At 64.7% G+C, this 20,072-nt stretch carries 22 protein-coding genes; 9 read left to right on the top strand and 13 right to left on the bottom strand.

From position 1 onward, the window contains the following. Positions 1-62 precede the first annotated feature (62 nt). The 3 genes from LZA78_RS05275 to pyrC all read right to left on the bottom strand — a co-directional run bounded on the left by LZA78_RS05275 (position 63) and on the right by pyrC (position 3,588). Positions 63-1,559, bottom strand: a complete 1,497-nt coding sequence (locus LZA78_RS05275) for a replicative DNA helicase (RefSeq protein WP_233675891.1) — start codon at positions 1,557-1,559, stop codon at positions 63-65. Between the two features lie 230 nt (positions 1,560-1,789). Further along, entirely contained in the window at positions 1,790-2,470 is a 681-nt protein-coding gene (locus LZA78_RS05270) for an orotate phosphoribosyltransferase (RefSeq protein ID WP_233675890.1), read from the bottom strand. Positions 2,471-2,547: 77 nt separating this feature from the next. Continuing rightward, positions 2,548-3,588 (bottom strand): dihydroorotase, encoded by a 1,041-nt coding sequence (gene pyrC, locus LZA78_RS05265; protein WP_233675889.1) that lies wholly within the window; start codon positions 3,586-3,588, stop codon positions 2,548-2,550. A gap of 126 nt (positions 3,589-3,714) precedes the next feature. Between pyrC and LZA78_RS05260 the strand changes: the two genes are divergently transcribed. From LZA78_RS05260 to LZA78_RS05250, 3 genes are all read left to right on the top strand, one after another. Then, positions 3,715-4,017 carry a hypothetical protein gene (locus LZA78_RS05260; RefSeq protein WP_233675888.1) on the top strand — a complete coding sequence of 101 codons (303 nt, stop codon included), beginning with the start codon at positions 3,715-3,717 and terminating at the stop codon, positions 4,015-4,017. 120 nt (positions 4,018-4,137) lie between these two features. Continuing rightward, positions 4,138-4,362 carry a hypothetical protein gene (locus LZA78_RS05255; RefSeq protein WP_233675887.1) on the top strand — a complete coding sequence of 75 codons (225 nt, stop codon included), beginning with the start codon at positions 4,138-4,140 and terminating at the stop codon, positions 4,360-4,362. A gap of 123 nt (positions 4,363-4,485) precedes the next feature. Further along, the gene (locus LZA78_RS05250) at positions 4,486-4,803 is read left to right on the top strand and encodes a hypothetical protein (RefSeq protein WP_233675886.1); all 318 of its coding nucleotides are present in this window, start codon (positions 4,486-4,488) and stop codon (positions 4,801-4,803) included. A gap of 8 nt (positions 4,804-4,811) precedes the next feature. Here the strand turns inward: LZA78_RS05250 and LZA78_RS05245 are convergent, their stop codons facing one another. The 4 genes from LZA78_RS05245 to infC all read right to left on the bottom strand — a co-directional run bounded on the left by LZA78_RS05245 (position 4,812) and on the right by infC (position 8,558). Further along, a complete protein-coding gene (locus LZA78_RS05245) occupies positions 4,812-5,747 on the bottom strand; it encodes an alpha/beta hydrolase fold domain-containing protein (protein ID WP_233675885.1) in 936 nt (311 codons plus the stop codon). Positions 5,748-5,902: 155 nt separating this feature from the next. After that, positions 5,903-6,973 (bottom strand): glycosyltransferase family 2 protein, encoded by a 1,071-nt coding sequence (locus LZA78_RS05240; protein ID WP_233675884.1) that lies wholly within the window; start codon positions 6,971-6,973, stop codon positions 5,903-5,905. Positions 6,974-7,273: 300 nt separating this feature from the next. Then, the gene (locus LZA78_RS05235) at positions 7,274-7,876 is read right to left on the bottom strand and encodes a L,D-transpeptidase (RefSeq protein ID WP_233675883.1); all 603 of its coding nucleotides are present in this window, start codon (positions 7,874-7,876) and stop codon (positions 7,274-7,276) included. Positions 7,877-8,018: 142 nt separating this feature from the next. Further along, positions 8,019-8,558: a translation initiation factor IF-3 gene (gene infC / locus LZA78_RS05230; protein WP_368861016.1), complete on the bottom strand. Its 540-nt coding sequence runs from the start codon at positions 8,556-8,558 to the stop codon at positions 8,019-8,021. A gap of 214 nt (positions 8,559-8,772) precedes the next feature. Here infC and LZA78_RS05225 point away from each other — a divergent pair, with 214 nt between their 5' ends. Beyond that, positions 8,773-9,309 (top strand): hypothetical protein, encoded by a 537-nt coding sequence (locus LZA78_RS05225; protein WP_233675882.1) that lies wholly within the window; start codon positions 8,773-8,775, stop codon positions 9,307-9,309. Between the two features lie 74 nt (positions 9,310-9,383). Here LZA78_RS05225 and LZA78_RS05220 read toward each other — a convergent pair whose 3' ends face one another. The 5 genes from LZA78_RS05220 to LZA78_RS05200 all read right to left on the bottom strand — a co-directional run bounded on the left by LZA78_RS05220 (position 9,384) and on the right by LZA78_RS05200 (position 13,436). Further along, positions 9,384-10,196 carry a ferredoxin--NADP reductase gene (locus tag LZA78_RS05220; protein ID WP_368861013.1) on the bottom strand — a complete coding sequence of 271 codons (813 nt, stop codon included), beginning with the start codon at positions 10,194-10,196 and terminating at the stop codon, positions 9,384-9,386. A 173-nt stretch (positions 10,197-10,369) separates the two neighbouring features. After that, complete coding sequence (locus tag LZA78_RS05215; RefSeq protein ID WP_233675881.1) at positions 10,370-10,741, bottom strand: DUF934 domain-containing protein; 372 nt, start codon at positions 10,739-10,741, stop codon at positions 10,370-10,372. Beyond that, positions 10,738-11,502, bottom strand: coding sequence for a phosphoadenylyl-sulfate reductase (locus LZA78_RS05210; protein ID WP_438811058.1), 765 nt, complete (start codon positions 11,500-11,502; stop codon positions 10,738-10,740). The genes LZA78_RS05215 and LZA78_RS05210 overlap by 4 nt, the downstream gene beginning before the upstream one ends. Then, complete coding sequence (locus LZA78_RS05205) at positions 11,477-13,138, bottom strand: nitrite/sulfite reductase (protein ID WP_233675879.1); 1,662 nt, start codon at positions 13,136-13,138, stop codon at positions 11,477-11,479. Before LZA78_RS05205 ends, LZA78_RS05210 begins: the two co-directional genes overlap by 26 nt. Then, complete coding sequence (locus LZA78_RS05200; RefSeq protein WP_233675878.1) at positions 13,131-13,436, bottom strand: DUF2849 domain-containing protein; 306 nt, start codon at positions 13,434-13,436, stop codon at positions 13,131-13,133. Before LZA78_RS05200 ends, LZA78_RS05205 begins: the two co-directional genes overlap by 8 nt. Positions 13,437-13,577: 141 nt before the next feature. On the opposite strand from LZA78_RS05200, the gene LZA78_RS05195 reads away from it, so the two are divergent. Further along, complete coding sequence (locus LZA78_RS05195; protein ID WP_218629762.1) at positions 13,578-14,039, top strand: Lrp/AsnC family transcriptional regulator; 462 nt, start codon at positions 13,578-13,580, stop codon at positions 14,037-14,039. 5 nt (positions 14,040-14,044) lie between these two features. On the opposite strand, the gene LZA78_RS05190 is transcribed toward LZA78_RS05195, so the two are convergent. Next, positions 14,045-15,226: a cytochrome P450 gene (locus LZA78_RS05190; RefSeq protein ID WP_233675877.1), complete on the bottom strand. Its 1,182-nt coding sequence runs from the start codon at positions 15,224-15,226 to the stop codon at positions 14,045-14,047. A gap of 110 nt (positions 15,227-15,336) precedes the next feature. On the opposite strand from LZA78_RS05190, the gene LZA78_RS05185 reads away from it, so the two are divergent. The 4 genes from LZA78_RS05185 (at position 15,337) to LZA78_RS05170 (ending at position 20,001) form a co-directional block, all read left to right on the top strand. Continuing rightward, positions 15,337-15,780 carry a GNAT family N-acetyltransferase gene (locus tag LZA78_RS05185; protein WP_233675876.1) on the top strand — a complete coding sequence of 148 codons (444 nt, stop codon included), beginning with the start codon at positions 15,337-15,339 and terminating at the stop codon, positions 15,778-15,780. Next, positions 15,764-17,542 carry a sensor histidine kinase gene (locus LZA78_RS05180; protein WP_233675875.1) on the top strand — a complete coding sequence of 593 codons (1,779 nt, stop codon included), beginning with the start codon at positions 15,764-15,766 and terminating at the stop codon, positions 17,540-17,542. Before LZA78_RS05185 ends, LZA78_RS05180 begins: the two co-directional genes overlap by 17 nt. Beyond that, the gene (locus LZA78_RS05175) at positions 17,539-18,768 is read left to right on the top strand and encodes a sigma-54-dependent transcriptional regulator (RefSeq protein ID WP_233675874.1); all 1,230 of its coding nucleotides are present in this window, start codon (positions 17,539-17,541) and stop codon (positions 18,766-18,768) included. Before LZA78_RS05180 ends, LZA78_RS05175 begins: the two co-directional genes overlap by 4 nt. A 231-nt stretch (positions 18,769-18,999) precedes the next feature. After that, the gene (locus LZA78_RS05170) at positions 19,000-20,001 is read left to right on the top strand and encodes a TRAP transporter substrate-binding protein (RefSeq protein WP_233675873.1); all 1,002 of its coding nucleotides are present in this window, start codon (positions 19,000-19,002) and stop codon (positions 19,999-20,001) included. Positions 20,002-20,072: the final 71 nt, after the last annotated feature.

Genomic DNA, 20,072 nt, shown 5'->3' with positions numbered 1-20,072 from the left:
CGTGCCGGGCGCCTAAGCGAAAAGTGGCGCTGCGGGCAAGGAAAAGGGGGCCGAAGCCCCCCTTAGAACCCTTCTTCCCCTTCGCCCTGCCAAGGCCGGGCGAGGTCGGAGAAGCGGGTGAAGCGGCTCTCGAACGCCACCTCGACCGTGCCGATCGGACCATGGCGCTGCTTGCCGAGGATGACCTCGGCCTTGCCATGGACACGTTCGGCCTTCTGGATCCACTCGGCGAACTTCGGGTCGTCCTCCGGTGGTTTTAGGCGTTCGTGGTAATATTCGTCGCGATAGACGAACATCACCACGTCGGCGTCCTGCTCGATAGAGCCCGATTCCCGCAGGTCCGAAAGCTGGGGCCGCTTGTCTTCTCGGCTTTCCACCGTCCGGCTGAGCTGCGAGAGTGCAATAACAGGGATATTCAATTCCTTCGCGATGGCCTTGAGACCCATCGAGATCTCGCCGATCTCCTGCACCCGGTTGTCGGTGCGGCCGGTGCCACGCAAAAGCTGAAGGTAGTCGACGATCACCACATCAAGCCCATGTGTGCGCTTGAGGCGGCGGCAGCGCGCGGCCACCTGGCTGATCGGTAGGGCCGGGGTGTCGTCGATATAGAGCGGGCAGGTTTCGAGCGACTTTGCGGCCTCGACGAAGCGGCGGAACTCGGTCTCGGTCATGTCGCCGCGGCGGATCTGCTCCGAGGGCACTTCGGAGGCTTCCGACAGGATACGTGCGGCCAGCTGTTCGGCCGACATTTCCAGCGAGAAGAAGCCGACGACGCCGCCCTCGACCGCGCCTTCCACGCCGTCATGGCGCATCCCGCGCTTATAGGCCTTGGCGACGTTGAAGGCGATGTTCGTCGCCAGCGAGGTTTTCCCCATCGACGGACGCCCGGCAAGGATCAGGAGGTCGGACGGGTGCAGGCCGCCGAGCTTCTTGTCGAGATCGCGCAGGCCAGTCGAGACGCCCGCAAGGCCGCCCTCGCGCTGGTAAGCCGCGTTAGCCGATTGAACTGCCTCGGTTACGGCCTTGAGAAAGCTGACAAAACCCTTCTCGGCGGTGCCCGTCTCGGCCAGCTTGTAAAGCGCGCCCTCGGTGCGCACGATCAGCTCTTCGGGTTCGGTGCCGACATCAAGCTTGGTGGCCGAGGCCGACAGATCCTTGCCCAGACGGATCAGCTCGCGCCGCAAGGCGAGGTCATGGATCATCTGCGCATAGTCCCGCGCTGCATAGGCCGAGATTGCAGCCCCCGCGAGGCGCGCCAGATAAGCCGGGCCGCCCAGTTCCTTCAGCCCCGGGTCGTCCTCAAGATAGCCCTTGAGCGTGACCGGCGAAGCCAGTGCATTCTTCTGGATCCGCGCGATGGCAGTTTCATAGATGCGCCGGTGCACGGGTTCGTAGAAATGCTCGGCCCGCACGATCGAGGCGATGCGGTCGTAGATGTCGTTGTTCGTCAGGATCGCGCCAAGCAGCTGCTGCTCGGCTTCGATGTTATGCGGGTCGTTGTCCTCCCCGCCTGCCGCTGGTTCGGCAGTGTCGTTCTGGATCGCTGCGACGCTGTTCATCTCTGCCTCATTCCCCCCACGAAGCGCGCTCATAGCCGATCTGAGCGGCGCAAGGCTATCGGGATAATTATGTGGATAACCGCAGCGTTTCAGTTGCGGTTAGCGCCTTCTTGGTGTTGGGCTTTGGCTAAGCCTACCACATGTTGCGGTGCCGGGGGAGGGGGCGCGATTCGACGTGCCAATCGCCCCCAAGCTGCCCACAGGCTTATCCACAGAAATCTGAAAAGGGCTCAGCCCTTCTTGCGGGCTTCCTGCCAGGGGCGCGGATTGGTCAGGAAGGCCTCGACCTCATCCAGCGTCTCTTTCGAGAAATGGCCCTGTTTGCGGGCTTCCGCCAGAACATCCCACCAGGTGCACAGGTAATGCAGCTTGACGCCATGCGCGTCGAGGTTCGGGACGGTTTCCGGGAAGATGCCGTAGTAGAAGATCACGGCGGTATGGCCGCAGCTGGCGCCGGTGTCGCGGATCGCATCGACGAAGCTCAGCTTCGAGCCGCCGTCGGTCGTCAGATCCTCGACCAGCAGGACGCGCTGGCCCTCGGTCATGGCGCCCTCGATGCGCGCGTTGCGGCCGTAGCCCTTCGGCTTCTTGCGCACATAGGTCATCGGCAGGGCCAGACGCTCGGCCACCATGGCGGCGAAGGGGATGCCCGCAGTTTCACCGCCCGCGATATTGTCAAAGGCCTCGAAGCCCGCCTCGCGCATTACGGTGACCGACAGGAAATCCATCAGGGTCGAGCGGATGCGCGGGAAGCTGATCAGCTTGCGGCAGTCGATATAGGTCGGCGAGGGCAGGCCCGAGGCGAGCGTGAAGGGCTCGTCGGCATTGAAATGCACGGCCTTGATTTCCAGAAGCATCCGCGCGGTCAGGCGGGCGATTTCTTCTTTCGAGGGGAAGCTGGAGGGGATCATGTCTCGCGTCCTTTCTTGCTCTCACCCACCCGCTGGCCCGACGTTCGATCGCACGCGGCCGCGGGTCGGCGACAAGCTTAGTTTTTCACATGCCAGTAGACCGGGAAGCCCGGGTTGAAAACGGTGACGGGGCCGGCGCCAGTGATAATCTTCTCGGGCCAAAGCGCGGATTCGTCGGTCTTGACCAGCGTCATCTGCGCGGTGTTGACCGGCAGGCCGTAGAAGCGCGGGCCGTTGTGTGAAGCGAAGGCCGCCAGATTGTCCTGCTTTCCCTCTTCCTCGAAGACATGCGCGAGCAGTTGCATGGTGTTCGTCGCGGTGAAGCACCCCGCGCAGCCGCAGGCGTTTTCCTTAAGGTGATCGGCATGGGGCGCCGAGTCGGTGCCCAGGAAGAACCGCGCCTCGCCGCTGGTGGCGGCTTCGCGCAGGGCCAGACGGTGCTCTTCGCGCTTGGCGACGGGCAGGCAGTAGTAATGCGGCTTGATCCCGCCCACGAGGATGTGGTTGCGGTTGATGATCAGGTGATGCGTGGTGATCGTCGCGCCCAGATCGTCGCCTTGCGAGCGCGCGTATTCCACGCCGTCGCGGGTCGTGATGTGCTCCATCACCACGCGCAGGCCGGGGGTGGCGCGGCGGATCGGGTCAAGCACGGTCTCGATGAAGACGGCCTCGCGGTCGAAGATATCGACCGAGGCAGTCGTGACCTCGCCATGCACGCACAGCGGCAGGCCGATCTCGGCCATCTTTTCCAGCACGCCGCGCACCTTGTCGAAATCGCGCACGCCCGAGTTCGAGTTGGTCGTGGCCCCCGCCGGATAAAGCTTGACCGCCTTCACCAGCCCCGAGGCATGGGCCGCCGCCACATCTGCCGGATCGGTGTCCTCGGTCAGATACAGCGTCATCAGCGGGTCGAACCGCGCACCCTCGGGCAGGGCCGCCAGAATGCGCCCGCGATAGGCAGCGGCCTGTGCGCCCGTCACGACCGGCGGCACCAGGTTCGGCATGATGATCGCGCGCGCGAAATGGCGCGTGGTTTCGGGCAGGACACCTTGCAGCATCGCGCCATCGCGCAGATGCAGATGCCAATCGTCGGGGCGGGGCAGCGTGATCTGGGTCATTTGCCTGCCCTACACCGGCTGCGGGGCCAAATCCAGTGGCATGATCGCGCCGATGTGAGGCCTTGCCCGTTGCAGGCGACGTGCAGGCGCGGCAGCATTGCGAAAACCCCCTGAGGAGAGCAGTTGATGAAACCCCTTATGCCAATCGCCGCGGTGCTGGTGCTGGCGGCCTGTAACGATCCCGGCTTTCGTGGCGTGCCCGAGGTGCGCACCGCCCGCGCCAACGAGGTCGCCGCCTGCAAGCTGGTGTCGAATATCTCGATGGAGCCCGGCGTCTATGGTCCCGTGCTGGCCGAGCAGGGGCTGCGCTACGCGCGCAACAAGGTCATGGAGATGGCCCGCCAGGACGGCGCCAACACGGTCGTGTTCGAGCAAGTTGAGCCGGGCAGCGATGTCTATCTCGTGCGCGCCCAGGCCTACCGCTGCTAAGCCCCGCGTTGATCCTGCCGCAAGGGCGGTATGCGCCAAGAGTGCTGGCTATGTCAGTAAAGCTGACATAGATAGAAGCCATGGGAGGAAACAAACCTGAACCGAAATCAGGAGGTTTCCATGGCTTACACGATCAATGCAAACGCACGTCCGGCAGGTTTTCTGCGCGCCGTGACTCCGGTTCTTGCCGCTCTCGGCGATGCGCTGGTGGCCTATATGGAGCGCAACGCCCGTCTGGACGAAATCCGCCGCCTTGAAGCGCTGAGCGATAGCGAACTGGCTGCCCGCGGCATCGCGCGTGACCGGATTGCGCATCACGTCTTCCAGGACAAGTTCTACGTCTGACAAGCCCTCGGCGCGGCAATCGCTATGACGGATTGCCGCGCTTGCGCTTGACGCTTGCGGTGACGGGACAGGGGTTAGATACTCGGGGTGCATTCCGCCACTTCGCAGACCCGAGGAACTATCATGCCCCACAGAACCCACGACACGACCCTGATCGAAGTGCGCGGTGACCTGGTGCTTGCCGCGCTTTGCGTGGGGCAGTTCCGCGCGCCCTGCCAGATCGAGGCCGACCGTCTGATCGTGCGCGCAGGCGAGCCGCTGACGCAGGCCCTGAACGCCTTAGGGCTGGTGCTGAGCGCAACCGAGGCCGCTCCCTTCACGCCCGCACCGCTATTTGCCCCCGAGTCCGGACATGCCGGGCTACACGTGCATACTCATGTCTCGCGCCATCACGACGAAGAGGCCGCGGAAGAGGATGACTCGCGCGGGTCGAACGCCTGAGGCGTCGATCAGGCGTGAATGCGCCTGAGGCCGGGTAGATCGACACCTTTCGCGCGCAGGCCGTCTTCAAGGCTTGTCAGGCGCGCGCGGATACGCAGCCCCTCGAAACGCTCGAGCGCGTGTCGGCACACCAAGGCCTCAAGGTAGGAACGCTCCTCTGCCTCGAGCCGTGCAATCAGCCTGCGCAGGTAACGCGGCATGTCACGGCGCGCGCGGTAGAGCCGCCAGAAGGCCTGCGCGTCGAACTCCCCCCGGCAGGCCAGCGTCAGGATCTGGTTCAGGATATCCATCTCGTGCAGCATCCAGCCGATATGGCCGCCAAGATTGCGGCAGGGCAGCAGCGTGACATGCGGGCGCGCGAACATCGCCGCGTGCATGGCGTCGAGCGTCTCATGCGGGTCAAACAGGATATAGGCCGCGCCGGCGCCGTCGATCATGTCGGGGGCAAAGCCGTAGCGGTCGGTGAAACTGGTGCGCCGCATCCGGGGAAAGCGCGTGTCCCAGCCCGTCAGGCGGGGCGAGAGCGTCGCCTGCGGCTGGATCGCGATCACCGTCGCGCCGGGGGCCGCAACCGCAAAAGCGGCGGCGGCATAACCGCCCGAGCCCTCGCCGTAGAACACGACGCGGTCGAAATCTTCGAAGAACGCCTCATCCACCAGCCGGTCCACATAGGCGTAGACAGACCGGTCGCGAAACCAGCTTTCCTCGTCCGAGATCAGCGTCAGGCTCGACCAGCCCTGCGCATGGGCGATGCGGTAACCCAAGGGCAGCTCATCGGGCGCGCCGTTGCGGATCGAGGTGCGGGTCTCGAACGTCACCAGCAGGACCGGGCCTTCATCGGACAGCATCGCGTGATGACGCTTGCCCAACGGCTCGTAATACCCGGCCTCTTCGCCGAGCTCTTCGATCCGTTGCAGCCACTCGCCATCTGTCAAATCGCGCATGGGTGAATGCATGTCCAATACCGTCATCCTGCGCGCCTCCCTTGGCAGTTTTGCAAAGGATGGCGCGCCTTTCTTAATCTAACACTATCACGCGGCGGTGCCAGACGTAGAAAATCCTTGTGAGCAAGGGCATTGTGCGGGCGCCCCCGGCAATGTCAGGCGCCGTCGCGCATTGTTTCCCGGCTCCGCTCATGTCGCACGCCGCGCAGGCCCAGGGTGACCATCCTGCGCGCCAAATGTCCCGAAAGCGGCTGCGATGGGGGGGTGATCAGCAGCCTTCCGAACAGCGCGCGGTAATCCTCGCTCAGTAACAATTCCTCGATCCGCGCCTTGCGCCAGGCCACGGCCTGCGCGTGAAGGGCACCCAGGACCGGATCGGCCATCAATTCGCGCAGGATCGGGGCCATGCGCGAATCATGGCGCAGGATCGACTCGTCGGTCTCGGAGCAGAAATTGCGCTCGACCCAGTAGCCCATGTCGAAGGCCGTGCCTTCGCGGTTGGCGCGGCCACGTGCGCATTTTAGGATGTAGCTCTGCATTGCGCCAAGCGCGTAGTGGTTCAGCTGGACCAGTTCGTGGTTGCTCCGGCCAAGCGGCGTGAAGAGGCGCTCGCGCCGATAGCTGGCAGGCAACTCGCGCCCCGATCCGTCGAACCAGCGGCTTGCAGCCAGACGCTTGGGGTCGGGTTGGCGGGGGCGGTGGACGCCCAGTTTTCCGTAGCTGCCATCATTGCGAAAGAGTGTCTTGAAGAGGCCCGACCGCCAAGGCCAGACCATGTCCGACGGGGCCGCCAGCCGGAACTGTTCGCGGATCGGGCGGTCTTCGTAATCGATCACGCCCGCATTGCCGAAAAGCCGCCAAGTCAGCGCGATTGCGGTGGCCTCGGGCAGGGCGCCGGTCAGCGCCGTCAGAGTGCCGTCGCCCGTGTGGATGTTGACGAATTCGTCGATGTCGAGAACCGCGATCCAGTCGGCCGATTGGCGCAGCGGGTGCTTGTCGGCGGCCTTCAGCGCGGCCCATTGCGGCCCCTCGCGCCAAGGGCCGGGATTGGGCGCATGGCTCAGCCATCCCATCTGCGCCACACGGTCCAGCATGGCATCCGTTCCATCATCGCAATCGTTGGAAAACACAAGGAAATCGGTGAACCCCGCGGCGCGGTGGTGGGCCAGCCATTCCAGAAGGAAGGCCGCCTCGTTCTTCACGGTCAGGATCGCCAGAAATCGCATTGCGCACCCTTGCACCCTTGGCGTGGATTCGCAAATGCGCAGCGGCGCGATCCGGCGCTTGCCAAAATGTCGCAGGCGCCGCCGCGGGGCAATTGACCTAAGTCAAAGAGAATGGACAAAGCCAGCCGTATCAGAAGGCTATCAGGTTCCTGATCTCCCTGAACTGCGGCCTAGCCGCACGAACCTGATAAGCGGACCCAGGACGTTCTCCCTCGTCCCGTCCCGAGAATGCGCTGCGGGCCTCCCTCCCGCAGCGCTTTAATTTTTCGGGGGTGCGAAACCGGAATTCGCGGGGGCAGATCAGATGATCTTGACCTGCGTTCCAGCCGGGCAGAGGGCGTAAAGCTCCTCGATCTGTTCATTGAAAAGACCGATGCACCCGGATGAGCTTTTTCGGCCGATCTTGCGGGTGTCATGGGTGCCGTGGATGATATAGGCGGGCCAGTCCAGATAGAGCGCATGGGTGCCAAGCGGGTTGTCGGGCCCCGGCGGCATGTAGTGCAGGCTCGGGTCGCGTTCGAGCATCGAGGGCGTGGGCGTCCAGTCGGGGCCGACACGCTTGCGCACGATCTCGGTATAGCCGCGCTTGGTCAGCTCCTCGCTCATCGGGACCGAGGTCGGGTAGAGGCGGTAATCCGCGCCTTCCTTGGCCCAGTAATGCAGCGCGCGCGAGCGGGTGTCGGCGATCAGCGTGACGCGGTCGAGCCGGTCGAAGTGATCGCGCCAGTCAACTAGGCGAAAGGCCGAAATGTTGCGCCGCTCAGCCGGGGCCACGATGGCGGGTTGCTGGGCCATGGGCGTGTCTTGCGTCGCCGCGCGCGCAAGGGCGGGGCTGAGCAGGGCGGCGCCGCCCGCAAATATCGCGGCGCGTCGGCTTAGCATCGGTGCGGGTCTTGTGGTCATCGGGTCTGCTCCTGTTTTCTGTTCGGGGCAGAGTCCCATCCCGATGCCGCGGGATCAAATCACGGCTGCTCACGCTTGGGCGAGCGCGCAAGAAAAAACCCTCCCGCAGGGGGAGGGTTTTCTACTCGCGACGGCCGGCCGATTACTTTGGCGCGATCATCATGATCATCTGGCGGCCTTCGAGCTTGGGCATCGATTCGATCTTGCCGGCATCGCCCACGTCGTCCTTGACGCGGTTGAGCAGTTCCAGACCAAGCTGCTGGTGCGCCATTTCACGGCCGCGGAAACGGAGCGTGATCTTCACCTTGTCGCCGCCTTCAAGGAATTTCATCACCGAGCGCATCTTGACTTCGTAGTCATGCGTATCGGTGCCGGGGCGGAATTTGACTTCCTTGATCTCGATGATGTGTTGCTTCTTGCGGGCCTCGGCCTCGCGCTTCTGCTGTTCGTATTTGAACTTGCCATAGTCCATGATCTTGCAGACCGGCGGCACGGCCGTCGGCGAGATCTCCACGAGGTCCAGCCCGGCCTCTTCGGCCATCATCATCGCGCGCGCGGGAGTCACCACGCCGACGTTCTCGCCGTCCGCGCCGATCAGACGAATCTCGGGGGCACGAATACGGTCGTTGACGCGGGGGCCGGTGTCGCGTTGCGGCGGGGCGTTGTGCGGTCTGCGGGCTATGGCTGTGTTCCTTCTGTGGCCATCTTTGATTGGCGCGCAAAATAGTTCCGGGTTGTGCGGCTTTCAACCGGAATCGCCGGGCGCGGTGGCGCATCGGGCGGCATTCTTGCCGATTAGGGGGAAAAGCTGGGTGTTGTGCACCTTTCACCCGGGGCGGATCAGCCCCATATGGTGGCCACGAGCACGATCCGTGCCCGACATTGGGAGAAAAAGCATGAACAAGGTTCTTGGTCTGGTCGTTGCCATTGCTGCCGTTGCGGCAGGGGCGTGGTATTTCACCCGCTCGCCCGAAATGCAGCCCGAGGCAACCGCCACCACTGAAGCGCCCGCCTCCGAGCCGAGCGCTGCCGACACCGCTGCGCAAGCGGCCGCCGATGCTGCCGCCGCCGCCACCCAGGCCGCACAGGCTGCTGGTGAAGCCGTGAACGCCGCCGCAGACGCTGCGGCCGAGGCCGTCAATCAGGCCGCGACAGAGGCCGCCGCTGCAGCGACCGAGGCTGCCAACAGCGCCGCAGCCGGCGCGTCCGACGCCGCAACCGCAGCCGTCGAAGGCGCGGGCGAGACGATGGACTCCGCCAAGGCGCTGACAGTCGAATCCTTCGACGCCGACAAAGTGATCGAGATGATCGACACCTCGGCGCTGGCCGAGGAAAGCAAGGCCGCGCTCAAGACCGTGGTCGAGGGTGCGCGCGCCAACCCGGACCTGGTCTCGGGTGCGATTGAGCAGGTCAACGCGGCGCTTGGACTCTGAGCCCGGGCCGCGCTGCCGAAACGACAAAAGGCCGCGAGCGATCGCGGCCTTTTTCATATGCACGTTGGCAGGTCTTAGATGCCGTCGCCGACGAAGGCCTTCTCGACCACGTATTCGCGCGGCTCCGAGTTGGCGCCCTCACGCAGGCCGAAGCTTTCCAGAACCGCCATTACGTCCTTGTTGAACGCAAGCGAGCCGCAGACCATGGCGCGGTCGTGCTCGGCGTCCATCGGCGCGATGCCCAGATCCTCGAACACCTTGCCCGAGCTGAGATTGTCGGTGATCCGGCCCATTTGGTGGAATTCTTCGCGCGTCGTGGTGGGGTAGTATTTCAGCTTGCCCTCTACCATCTCGCCGATCAGCGGATCGTTCACCAGATCCTCCACCAGCTTGCGGCCGTATTCGAGTTCCTCGACCGTGCGGCAGGTGTGCATCATGATGACTTCTTCGAATTTCTCGTAGGTCTCGGGTTCGCGCATGAGTGAGGCGAAGGGCGCAATGCCGGTGCCAGTGGCCAGGAACCACACGCGCTTGCCGGGCAGCAGCGCGTCGATCACCAGCGTGCCGACGGGCTTGGGACGCAGGATGATCTCGTCGCCCACCTCGATATGCTGAAGGCGCGAGGTCAGCGGGCCGTCCGGCACCTTGATCGAGTAGAACTCAAGCTCTTCGTCCCAGGCGGGCGAGGCGATCGAATAGGCGCGCAGCAGCGGCTTGCCGCGGTCGTCCAGGAGGCCGATCATCACGAACTCGCCCGAGCGGAAACGCAGGGTTTGCGGGCGGGTCACGCGGAACGAAAACAGCCGGTCGGTCCAGTGCTTGACCTCGGTCACGGTCTGCGCGTCGGGCAGGTGCTTGGGGGCAGGGATGGTGGCGGTCTGGGTCACGTCGATCTCGTTTTGTCAAAGGCCCCGGAGAGGCGGGGCGATGCGGGCCCTGCGAAGGGGCGGCGTAAATATGCACCGCAAATACCTCTTCGCCGAGCGCAGATTCCTTGATTTGGCTCAAGTCGGCTTCGGATTGGCTTCTAAGCCGGCTCGTTCAGGCTGAAAAGCGACAATCAGCCGCGCAGGCGGGCACGATATTCATGCGCCTGCCAGTCGGCGCGGGCTTTCCACTGCGCCTCGGGCTGGCGCGCGGCCAGCTCGTCCGAGATCTCGACCTCGTCGAAACCCGAGCGGCGCGCCATCGCGTATTGATCCGCGATGACATGGCCCGCGGCGCGCAGGCGCCCGGTGAAGCCAAGCGCGCGCAGACGCCGCCCGAGGGTGAAGCCGCGACCGTCCGAGAAGGCCGGGAAAGCCACGCGCACCATTTCCGCACCCGCCGTCAGTGCCGCCAACTGGCCTGCATCGGTGTCGGGCGCAAGCTCGACCACCGCGCCTGCCCAGTCCTCGGCATGAAAGCCGTCGTCACGCACGATCACGCTCATGCCACTTTCTCCTCGGTCTCGATGTCGGTCTTCACGCGCACCGGCTTGCCGCCGATGAAGTGGATGCCGCATTCGGTCTTGGTCTGGCCGCGCCAGCGGCCCGCACGGGGGTCCTCGCCGGGTTTCACGGGGCTGGTGCAGGGGGCGCAGCCGATCGACGGGTAGCCCTTGGCGACCAGCGGGTGACGGGGCAGGCGGTTCTGGACGATGTATTCCTCCAGATCCTCGCGACCCCAATGCGCCAGCGGGTTGATCTTCATGCGGGTGGGGGTTTCCACCTCGAAGAAGTCGATGGTCGAGCGGGTATCGCCCTGATACCGCTTGCGGCCCGTGATCCAGGCGTCAAAGCCCGAGAGCGCGGTTTCCAGCGGCACGGTCTTGCGCAGGTTGCAGCAGGCATCAGTGTTGAACTGGTGCAGTGTCCCGTCCGGGTCATCCAGCTTCAGCGCAGCCTCGCTTGCGGTGATGTTGCGCACATCGGTCAGGCCCAGCCTGGCGGCCACGTCGCGCTGATAGTCCAGCGTTTCCTGGAACAGCATCAGCGTGTCGATGAACAGGACCGGCGTGCCCGGCGCGATTACCGAGACCATGTGCAAGAGCACGACCGATTCCGCCCCGAAGGACGAAACCAGCGCAACCTCGCCCGTATCGGCGTCTTTTAGGGCCTTCTCCATGACCGAGACCGCCGCGTGGTGGCGATAGCGGTCATTCAGCGCGGCAACCCGCAGTTCGATATCAGGCAGCATCGCGGGCCTCGCCATACAGGGCTTCCTTGAACGGCGCGGGGCCGAGGCGGCGGAAGGTCTCGATAAAGGTTTCCTCGCGGCCCGCGCGGATCGCCAGATAGGCGCGCAGGATGCGCTCAATCGCCGGGACGACCTCGTCATAGGCAAAGCCGGGGCCCGCGCGCTCGCCGATGGCGGCCAGCGGACCGGCGTCGCCGCCGAGCGTGATCTGGTAGTTTTCAACGCCAGCGCGGTCGAGCCCGAGGATGCCGATATGGCCCACATGGTGGTGGCCGCAGGCGTTGATGCAGCCCGAGATCTTGATCTTGATCCCGCCGATCTCTTCCTCAAGACCAAGCGCCTTGAAATGCGTGGCGATCTCCTGCGCGACCGGGATCGAGCGGGCCGTTGCCAGCGCGCAGTAATCCATGCCGGGGCAGGCGATGATGTCCGAGAGCAGCCCGACGTTTGCGGTGGCAAGACCGGCGCGCAGCAGTTCTGCATGGATCGCGGGCAGGTCGGCCTTGGCGACATGAGGCAGCACGACGTTCTGCTCATGGCTGATGCGCAGCTCGCCATAGCCGTAGCGGTCGGCCAGATCGGCCAGCAGGCGCATCTGATCGGCCGAGGCGTCGCCCGGCGTCGCGCCATGCTCCTTGATCGAGACGGTGACGATGGCGTGGTTCTCGACTTTATGCGCGGCCAGGTTCTGCGTTGCCCAGGCCTTGAACAGCGGATCGACCGCGAGGCTCTTTTCGTAGAACTCGACGGGGGTGTTCTTGAAGGCGGGCGGGGCGAATTGCGCCTCGATCCCGGCCAGAACTTCCTGGTCCACGCCCGAGAACTCGGGGCGGATGCGGGCGAATTCTTCCTCGACCGCGGCGCGGAAGGTGTCGAGGCCGTTCTCGAACACGGTGATCTTGATGCGCGCCTTGTACTTGTTGTCGCGGCGGCCCATCAGGTTGTAGGTCGAGACGATGGCCTCAAGGTAGGGCAGCAGGTCCGCCTTGGGCAGGAACTCGCGGATCACCGGGGCCAGCATGGGCGTGCGGCCAAGACCGCCACCGACCAGCACCTTGAAGCCGATCTCGTCACCGCGCTTGACCAGTTCAAGGCCCACGTCATGGGCGCGGATCACCGCGCGATCCTCGGCCGAGCCGGTGATCGCGATCTTGAACTTGCGCGGCAGGAACTGGAACTCGGCATGGTCGGTGGACCACTGGCGGATCAGCTCGGCCACCGGGCGCGGGTCGGCGACCTCATCGGCGGCGGCACCGGCGAAGGCGTCGGTGGTCACGTTGCGGATCGTGTTGCCCGAGGTCTGGATCGCGTGCATCTGCACATCGGCCAGCGCGTCGATGATGTCGGGCAGGTCGGTCAGCTTCGGCCAGTTGAACTGGATGTTCTGGCGCGTGGTGAAGTGACCGTAGCCCTTGTCATAGGTCTCGGCGATATGGGCCAACTGGCGCATCTGGTCAGCGCGCAGCGTGCCATAGGGGATGGCCACGCGCAGCATGTAGGCGTGCAGCTGAAGATAGACGCCGTTCATCAGGCGCAGCGGGCGGAACTCGTCTTCCGTCAGCGAGCCGTCCAGGCGGCGCTCGACCTGCGCGCGGAACTGCGCGGCACGGGTGCGGACAAAAGCCTCGTCGAAGTCGGAATAGTTATACATTTGCCGCCTCCTGCTTGCCATGGGCGTAGTTGGACGGGCCACGGGTGCGGAACACCTCGCGGAAGTGGATCGGTTCGGGACCTTTGGGACCGGCCTTTGCATCGGCGAGGTAGGCGCCGACGATGCGGTCGCCCTGTCCAAGCGCCTTGAGCAGGCGCAGCTCGGCAATCGCCTCGTCCTCGATCAGCTCGGCCTCGTGGTGATACATCGACCAGGAGCCGGTTTCGGTCATGTAAATCACGCAGCCCTCGCGCAGATCATTCGCGGTAACGACTTTGGGCGTGAACTTGCGGCTCATGGCGGCCTCCGGCAGGTGATTTCTGTGCTGTAATATAGGAAATTTTCCCCTGTTTTCGCCATACACCCTTGCGAATAAGGATCGTTGTTCTATCCTGCCCGAGCTTTGGAGCGATTTTCCCGCCAAGAGGAGTAAATGCGGATGGCTGTCCGTCTTGATGACATGGATCGAAAAATCCTCTCCCACCTGCAAGAGGACGCCAGCCAGTCGCTGGACGAGATCGCGCGCAAGGTGGGCTCGTCCAAGACCCCGGTCTGGAACCGAATCCGCAAGATGAAAGACCTTGGCGTCATCGGTCGGCAGACGGTGCTTCTGGACGCGGAATCGCTTGGGCTTGAGGCCTGTTTCTTCGTGCTGATCCGCACGTCAGAGCATGAGGCCGAATGGCAGCAGAAATTCCTTGCCACGCTGCGCGCCCGCCCCGAGGTGCTCGAGGCGCACCGGCTGGCTGGCGACATCGACTATATCCTTAAGGTCCGGGTCAAGAACGCCCGCGCCTACGATCAGTTCTATCAGGCGCTGATTTCAGAGGTGAAAATCCACAACGTCACCGCGCTTTTGTCGATGGAAGAGATCAAGTCGACCACTCTGCTGCCACTGTAAGGCGCTCAGTAGCGGACCAGCAGCCGCTCCAACCCGTGGAAGTGATAGAGGTTCGCGTAGCGCGGGGCTTCGGCCAGGCGCAGCTCGGGTAGGCGCTGGAACAGGATCGGCAAGCTGGCAGCCAGTTCGAGCCGCGCAAGCGGTGCGCCGATGCAGAAATGCGCCCCCGCCCCGAAAGAGAAATGCGTCTGCGCCGGGCGGGCCGGGTTGAAGCGCGCGGGCTCCTCCCAGGGGCCGGGGTCGCGATTGGCGCCTGCCAGCAGCAGCCCCACACGATCGCCGCGCTTGAATTCGGTTCCCGCCAGAGTGAGGTCTTCATAGACCCACCGCGTGAACAGGTGCAGCGGCGGGTCGTGGCGCAGGATTTCCTCGACCGTGCCCTCGACGCGGCTTTTCGTCAGCCAGTAGCCGCCGAAGCCACCTTCGAGCAAGGCCTTGATCCCGTTGCCAATCGTGTGCACCGTCGCCTCGTGCCCGGCATTGAGCAGCAGGATGCAGGTGGTGATCATCTCGTCGGTGCTCAGATGCTCGCCCGCCTCTTCCACCGCGATCAGATGCGAGATGAGATCATCGGTGGGGCGCGAGCGGCGCAGGGCGATATAGTCGCGCAGGAAAGCCACGAATTCCTCGGTGGCGCGGACGGCGGCGTCCTCGGTCGCGCGGGTGCGGCCCGCCTGATACATGCCGACCATGGCGTTCGACCAGCGCAGCAGGTCCGGCGCGCGGTCTTCGGGCACACCCAGAAGCCGCGCGATGATGATCACGGGCAGGGGCTTGGCGAAATGCTCCAGCAGGTCGCAGCCGTCCGGGGGCAGGCGGAGGATAAGTTCGTTTGTCAGCGCGGCAATTTCCGGGGCGAGGGCGGTAATCCGGGCCGTGGTGAAGGCGCGTAGCACCAGCCGCCGCAGGCGGGTGTGGCGCGGCGCCTCCAGTTCCAGCATCGAATGTTCCTCGACCGCGTAGAACGGGGCCAGATGCGGCGGGATCGCGGGGGCGAACTCGGGCGGCGCCTCGCGGCCAAGGCGCCGGTCGCGCAGCGCCGCACCGACAACGGTCGCGCGCGCGGTGACGGGGATGCCGTAGTCTTCCCACAGGACAAAGGCGCCCTCGGCCCGCACCGCGTCGTAAAACGGGTAGGGGTCCTGCACGAAGCCTGCTTCGGTCGGCGATTGGGAAAGGCAGCGCATCGGGTCAGTCCTCCGTCACGCCCAGAAAAGACCGAGAGTTCAGGTGCTTGCAAGCCCCGGCTTGATTTATGCTGCCGATTGCTGTGCTACTGGCCTAAAGGAGTTCACCGATGAGCATCACAATCCGCCCCGTCGCCCCCGGCGATCGCACCGCATGGGAGGCCCTGTTTCGCGGCTATGCCGAGTTCTACCGGACCGATCCAGCCCCCGCGATCGATAAGGTCTGGGCCTGGATCAACGACGCCGACGAAGACTACTGGGCCGATATCTCCTGGGGGGCGGATGGCACGGCGCTTGGGCTGGTGCAATATTCGCTGATGCATCGCTCGCTTTCGGGTGCACAGGTCGTTTACCTGTCTGACCTCTTTACCGTGCCCGAGGCACGCGGGCAGGGCGTGGGGCGTGCTTTGATCGACCATGTGCGCGCCTTCGCGCGGGGGCGCGGTTACAGTTCGGTGCGATGGCTGACCGCCGAGTCGAACGAGGCCGCGCGCAAGCTTTACGACACCTACGCCCCAGCCAGCGGGTTCATTCTTTATGCCGTCAGCCCCTGATAACGGGCGCACGTCCGAGCCGATCGTCCAGCGCCTTTTCGTGCTGGTGCTGGCGCTTGGCGCGATCCTCTGGGTGGCGGTTGTTGTCTGGCAATCGGCCCTACAGACCGGGCTTGCGCAGCTGGCCGAGCGAGGCCGGGCCGATCTGCGGCTGGCCTCGGACCGGTTGGTGTCGTCGATGCTCAGCTTTCGCGAGGCGGCGGTGATGACCGCCGACCACCCCTTTGTCGTAGCGCTGGCGCAAAGCGGCGAAGGGGCGGATCCGTCTGCGGTGTCTGGCGTGCTGCGCCAGATTTCGGATCTGGCCGGCGCGCAGGAGTTGATGCTTGTGGATGGCGCGGGCCGTGTTCTGGCCAGCTCGACCGAGCGGCAGGGAATGCTGGAGCCCGCCCCGGATCTGGAGCGCGCAGCTCAGGGGGCGACGGGGTCGTTCCATCTGATCGACCGGGAAACGGGGGAAAGAACCTTCCGCTATGCCGCGCCGGTCTTTTCACCGGGAGGTCCGGTTCTAGGGGCCATCGTGCTCAGTTTTGATGCCGAGAAGGTCGAGGCGCCAGGGCGCGGCGATCCGGTGCCGGTCTGGTTCGTCGATGAGGACGGCGTTGTCTTCGTTGCCAACCGCTCCGAGATGGTCTTCGAGACCGTCGCAGGCGCACGTCCCGACAGCCGGGTCTATCCCGAGGGGACCGATCTGCACCCCGGACGAATTCGCCCGGCCAATCTGGGTTCGGGGCTGGTGCGCGGCGGGGCCTATCTGCCCGAGATCGGTCTGCCGGTCACGCTTCCCCTGCCGACAATCGGGATGACCGGCCACGCGCTGGCGGATGCGGGCCCGATCATGCGCATCGCCCGCGCGCAGGCGGTTTCGGTGGCGCTGGCGCTTTTGGGGTTTGGCGCGGTCATCCTGGCCTTGTGGGAGCGCCGCCGCACCCTGGCCGATCAGCTTGCCGCCGAGGCCCGCGCCAATGCCGAGCTTGAGCTCCGCGTGACCGAGCGTACCACCGAACTGCGTGAAACCAACGAACAGCTGCGCCGCACGCAGGCCGAGCTGGTCCAGGCGGGCAAGATGTCGGCGCTTGGGCAGATGTCGGCTGGCATCAGCCACGAGCTGAACCAGCCGCTGATGGCGATCCGCTCTTTCGCTGATAACGCCGAGTTGCTGCTGGAACGCGGCCGGACGGAAGAGGCGGGGCAGACCCTCGGGCGGATCTCGGAAATGGCGCGGCGCATGGGGCGCATCATCAAGAACCTGCGCGCCTTTGCCCGCGCCGAGACCGAACCCGCCAGCCGCGTGGGCCTTGCCTCGGTCGTCGAGCAGGCGCTGGAACTGCTGGAGGCGCGCATCGCGCAGGAACATGTAACGATCGACTGGCAGCGCCCAGAGGCCCCGGCGATTGTGATGGGCGGCGAGGTGCGACTGGCGCAGGTCGTGGTCAATCTGCTCTCGAACGCGATCGACGCGATGGAGGGGCAAGAGCGCAAGCGCATCACCATTCGCATCCACCCCGAGGGCGCGCGCACCGTGCTGACCTTGCAAGACACTGGCCCCGGTATCGCCGAGCCCGACCGGATTTTCGACCCGTTCTACTCGACCAAGGAGGTCGGCAGCGCCGAGGGCATGGGCCTTGGCCTGTCGATTTCCTATGGACTGGTGCAGGGCTTCGGCGGCACCCTGAGCGGCGGTAACGCCCCCGAGGGCGGCGCCATCTTCACCGTCGCGCTGCGCGCGGCACCCCAGCCCGGAAACGGAGGCGAGGTTTGATCCGCAAGGTGCTCTTGGTTGACGACGATCGCGCGGTGCGCGAGGCGCTGGGGCAGACGCTCGATCTGGCCGGATACTCGCCCATCCTGGCCTCCAGCTATATCGAGGCCAAGGATCATGTTGGACTGGATTTCGCCGGCGTGGTCGTGTCGGATATCCGGATGCCGGGCAAGGATGGTTTCGCGCTTCTTGAACTGGTACAAAAGCGCGATCCGGAGCTGCCGGTGATCCTGCTGACCGGCGAGGGCGACGTGCCCATGGCTGTGCGCGGAATGGCGGGCGGGGCGTTCGATTTTCTCGAAAAACCCTGCGGCCCTAAGGAATTGCTTGCCGTTGTTGAGAAGGCGCTGCAAACCCGCGCCTGGGTGATGGAGAACCGCGCCCTGCGCCGTGAGGCCAAGCGCGGCGATGCCGCGACGCGGCTGCTTGTCGGCGCCTCACCCGTGGCCGAAGCCCTGCGCGAGTCCGCGCGCGCGGCCGCGCGCTCGGGTGCCGAGGTGCTGATCACCGGTGCACCCGGTGCGGGCAATTCCAAGGTGGCCGAGGTGATCCACCTGCTGTCTGCCGCCGCGCCGCGCGCCTTCGTCAAGCTGCCCGCGGCGGGGCTGACGCCCGAGGGGCTTGAGCAGGGTTTCGTGCGCGCCGATGGCGGGACGCTCTATCTCGACGAGGTCGCCGACCTGCCGCAACCCGCGCAATTCGCGCTGATCGAATTGCTCGAGGCGCGCCCCTCGACCCGTCTGATCGCGGGCACCTACCGCGATCTGGCCGCCGAGGCCCGTGCGGGCCGGTTCCACCCGGACCTCTACTGGAAGCTCGAAGGGGTCAAGCTGCGCATCCCCTCGCTCTCGGAGCGCCCCGAGGACATCCCGATCCTGTTTCGTCACTATGTCCAGTTGGCCTGCGAGCAGTCGAACCTGCCGATGCCCGAGATCACGCCCGATGTGGCCGCGCGCCTTATGGCACGCGAATGGCCGGGCAATGCGCGGGCGCTGATGTCAGAGGCGCTGCGTTTCGCCACCGGCATGGGCGGCGAGCCGGAAGAGGAAAGCCTTGGCCTGGCCGAGCGCATGGCGCGGGTGGAGCGATCGCTTCTGGCCGAGGCGCTGCAACGCGCAGGGGGCAACGCGACCGAGGCCGCAGCGCAGCTCAAGCTGCCGCGCAAGACCTTCTACGACAAGCTTGCGCGCCACGCCCTGCGCCCCGAGGATTTTCGCGACGCGTGAGGGCCGAGTCCCTTTTCAGCGTGCGACATTTCGCCCGAACGGCGCTAACAGCTGTGCGGATTTTCGCACACGTGAATCTTCTATGGCTGTTCAGAAATTTCGGAACCAATTGTAATTAAACAATTAAAATAGGACATCACGGAGCTATAACGAAACTGTTGATCGGGTATGCATTAAGCGGTTGGCTTGTTCTGGGCGCCCGAGGGGGGCGCGGATACCGGGAGGACATCCATGAAACGCTTTACCGCCGCTATGACGGCTCTTGCCCTTGTAACTTCTGCTGGTGCCGCGATGGCGCAGTGCGACGAAGGTGAGATGGTCGTCAAGTTCGCGCATGTGACCAATGCCGACAAGCATCCCAAGGGGATCGCGGCCAGCCTCTTCGCCGAGCGCGTTAACGCCGAGATGAACGGCAAGGTCTGCGTCGAGGTCTATCCGAACTCGACCCTTTACGATGACGATCAGGTGCTTGAGGCGATGCTGCAAGGCGACGTGCAGATGGCCGCGCCCTCGCTGTCGAAGTTCGAAGCGTTCACCAAGGTCTTCAACATTTTTGACCTGCCGTTCATGTTCAAGAACATGGCCGCCGTCAATGCTTTCCAGAACTCGGAAACCGGGCAGGCGATGAAATCGTCGATGGAACGCCGCGGCCTGAAGGGGCTGGAGTTCTGGCATTCGGGGATGAAGCAGTTCTCGGCCAAGAAGCCGCTGATCATGCCGGAAGACGCCAAGGGCCTGAAGTTCCGCGTCCAGCCCTCCGACGTGCTCGTCGCGCAGATGCAGGCGCTTGGCGCCTCGCCGCAGCCGATGGCCTTCTCGGAAGTTTACGGCGCGCTGCAGACCGGCGTTGTGGACGGTCAGGAGAACACCTGGTCAAACTCCTACGGTCAGAAGTATTACGAGGTTCAGGATTCGATCACCGAGACCAACCACGGCGTGCTTGACTACATGGTCGTCGTTTCGACCGACTGGTGGGACAGCCTCGATCCGGCAGTCGCCGAGCAACTGGCAACCATCATGCACGAAGTCACCGTCGAGCGGAACGCCGCCGTAAGCGACGTAGAGCTGCAGGCCCGTGCGTCGATCCTCGAACATGGCGGCAAGATCAACGAGCTGACCGCTGAGCAGCGGGAAGCCTGGGTCACCGCGATGAAGCCGGTCTGGGCGCAGTTCGTGGACGGTATCGGTCAGGAAAACATCGACGCGGCACAAGCGATCAACGCTCAAAACTGATCGCCTGATCCAGTATGCGCGCGCGGAAGCCCATATCTGCGCGCGCATCATTTCAACCATGTAGAGGGACT

The organism is Rhodobacter flavimaris (genome assembly GCF_021378075.1).
Classification (GTDB): domain Bacteria; phylum Pseudomonadota; class Alphaproteobacteria; order Rhodobacterales; family Rhodobacteraceae; genus Rhodobacter; species Rhodobacter flavimaris.
The sequence above is the reverse complement of the archived record's forward strand: the minus strand, read 5'-3'. Positions and strand labels throughout refer to the sequence as shown.

What these genes read in the sequence shown, in the direction of transcription:
- LZA78_RS05275 (WP_233675891.1), bottom strand. Translation starts at nt 1,559, where the DNA reads ATGAACAGCGTCGCAGCGATCCAGAACGACACTGCCGAACCAGCGGCA.
- LZA78_RS05270 (WP_233675890.1), bottom strand. Translation starts at nt 2,470, where the DNA reads ATGATCCCCTCCAGCTTCCCCTCGAAAGAAGAAATCGCCCGCCTGACC.
- pyrC (WP_233675889.1), bottom strand. Translation starts at nt 3,588, where the DNA reads ATGACCCAGATCACGCTGCCCCGCCCCGACGATTGGCATCTGCATCTG.
- LZA78_RS05260 (WP_233675888.1), top strand. Translation starts at nt 3,715, where the DNA reads ATGAAACCCCTTATGCCAATCGCCGCGGTGCTGGTGCTGGCGGCCTGT.
- LZA78_RS05255 (WP_233675887.1), top strand. Translation starts at nt 4,138, where the DNA reads ATGGCTTACACGATCAATGCAAACGCACGTCCGGCAGGTTTTCTGCGC.
- LZA78_RS05250 (WP_233675886.1), top strand. Translation starts at nt 4,486, where the DNA reads ATGCCCCACAGAACCCACGACACGACCCTGATCGAAGTGCGCGGTGAC.
- LZA78_RS05245 (WP_233675885.1), bottom strand. Translation starts at nt 5,747, where the DNA reads ATGCGCGATTTGACAGATGGCGAGTGGCTGCAACGGATCGAAGAGCTC.
- LZA78_RS05240 (WP_233675884.1), bottom strand. Translation starts at nt 6,973, where the DNA reads ATGCGATTTCTGGCGATCCTGACCGTGAAGAACGAGGCGGCCTTCCTT.
- LZA78_RS05235 (WP_233675883.1), bottom strand. Translation starts at nt 7,876, where the DNA reads ATGACCACAAGACCCGCACCGATGCTAAGCCGACGCGCCGCGATATTT.
- LZA78_RS05225 (WP_233675882.1), top strand. Translation starts at nt 8,773, where the DNA reads ATGAACAAGGTTCTTGGTCTGGTCGTTGCCATTGCTGCCGTTGCGGCA.
- LZA78_RS05215 (WP_233675881.1), bottom strand. Translation starts at nt 10,741, where the DNA reads ATGAGCGTGATCGTGCGTGACGACGGCTTTCATGCCGAGGACTGGGCA.
- LZA78_RS05210 (WP_438811058.1), bottom strand. Translation starts at nt 11,502, where the DNA reads ATGGCGAGGCCCGCGATGCTGCCTGATATCGAACTGCGGGTTGCCGCG.
- LZA78_RS05205 (WP_233675879.1), bottom strand. Translation starts at nt 13,138, where the DNA reads ATGTATAACTATTCCGACTTCGACGAGGCTTTTGTCCGCACCCGTGCC.
- LZA78_RS05200 (WP_233675878.1), bottom strand. Translation starts at nt 13,436, where the DNA reads ATGAGCCGCAAGTTCACGCCCAAAGTCGTTACCGCGAATGATCTGCGC.
- LZA78_RS05195 (WP_218629762.1), top strand. Translation starts at nt 13,578, where the DNA reads ATGGCTGTCCGTCTTGATGACATGGATCGAAAAATCCTCTCCCACCTG.
- LZA78_RS05190 (WP_233675877.1), bottom strand. Translation starts at nt 15,226, where the DNA reads ATGCGCTGCCTTTCCCAATCGCCGACCGAAGCAGGCTTCGTGCAGGAC.
- LZA78_RS05185 (WP_233675876.1), top strand. Translation starts at nt 15,337, where the DNA reads ATGAGCATCACAATCCGCCCCGTCGCCCCCGGCGATCGCACCGCATGG.
- LZA78_RS05180 (WP_233675875.1), top strand. Translation starts at nt 15,764, where the DNA reads ATGCCGTCAGCCCCTGATAACGGGCGCACGTCCGAGCCGATCGTCCAG.
- LZA78_RS05170 (WP_233675873.1), top strand. Translation starts at nt 19,000, where the DNA reads ATGAAACGCTTTACCGCCGCTATGACGGCTCTTGCCCTTGTAACTTCT.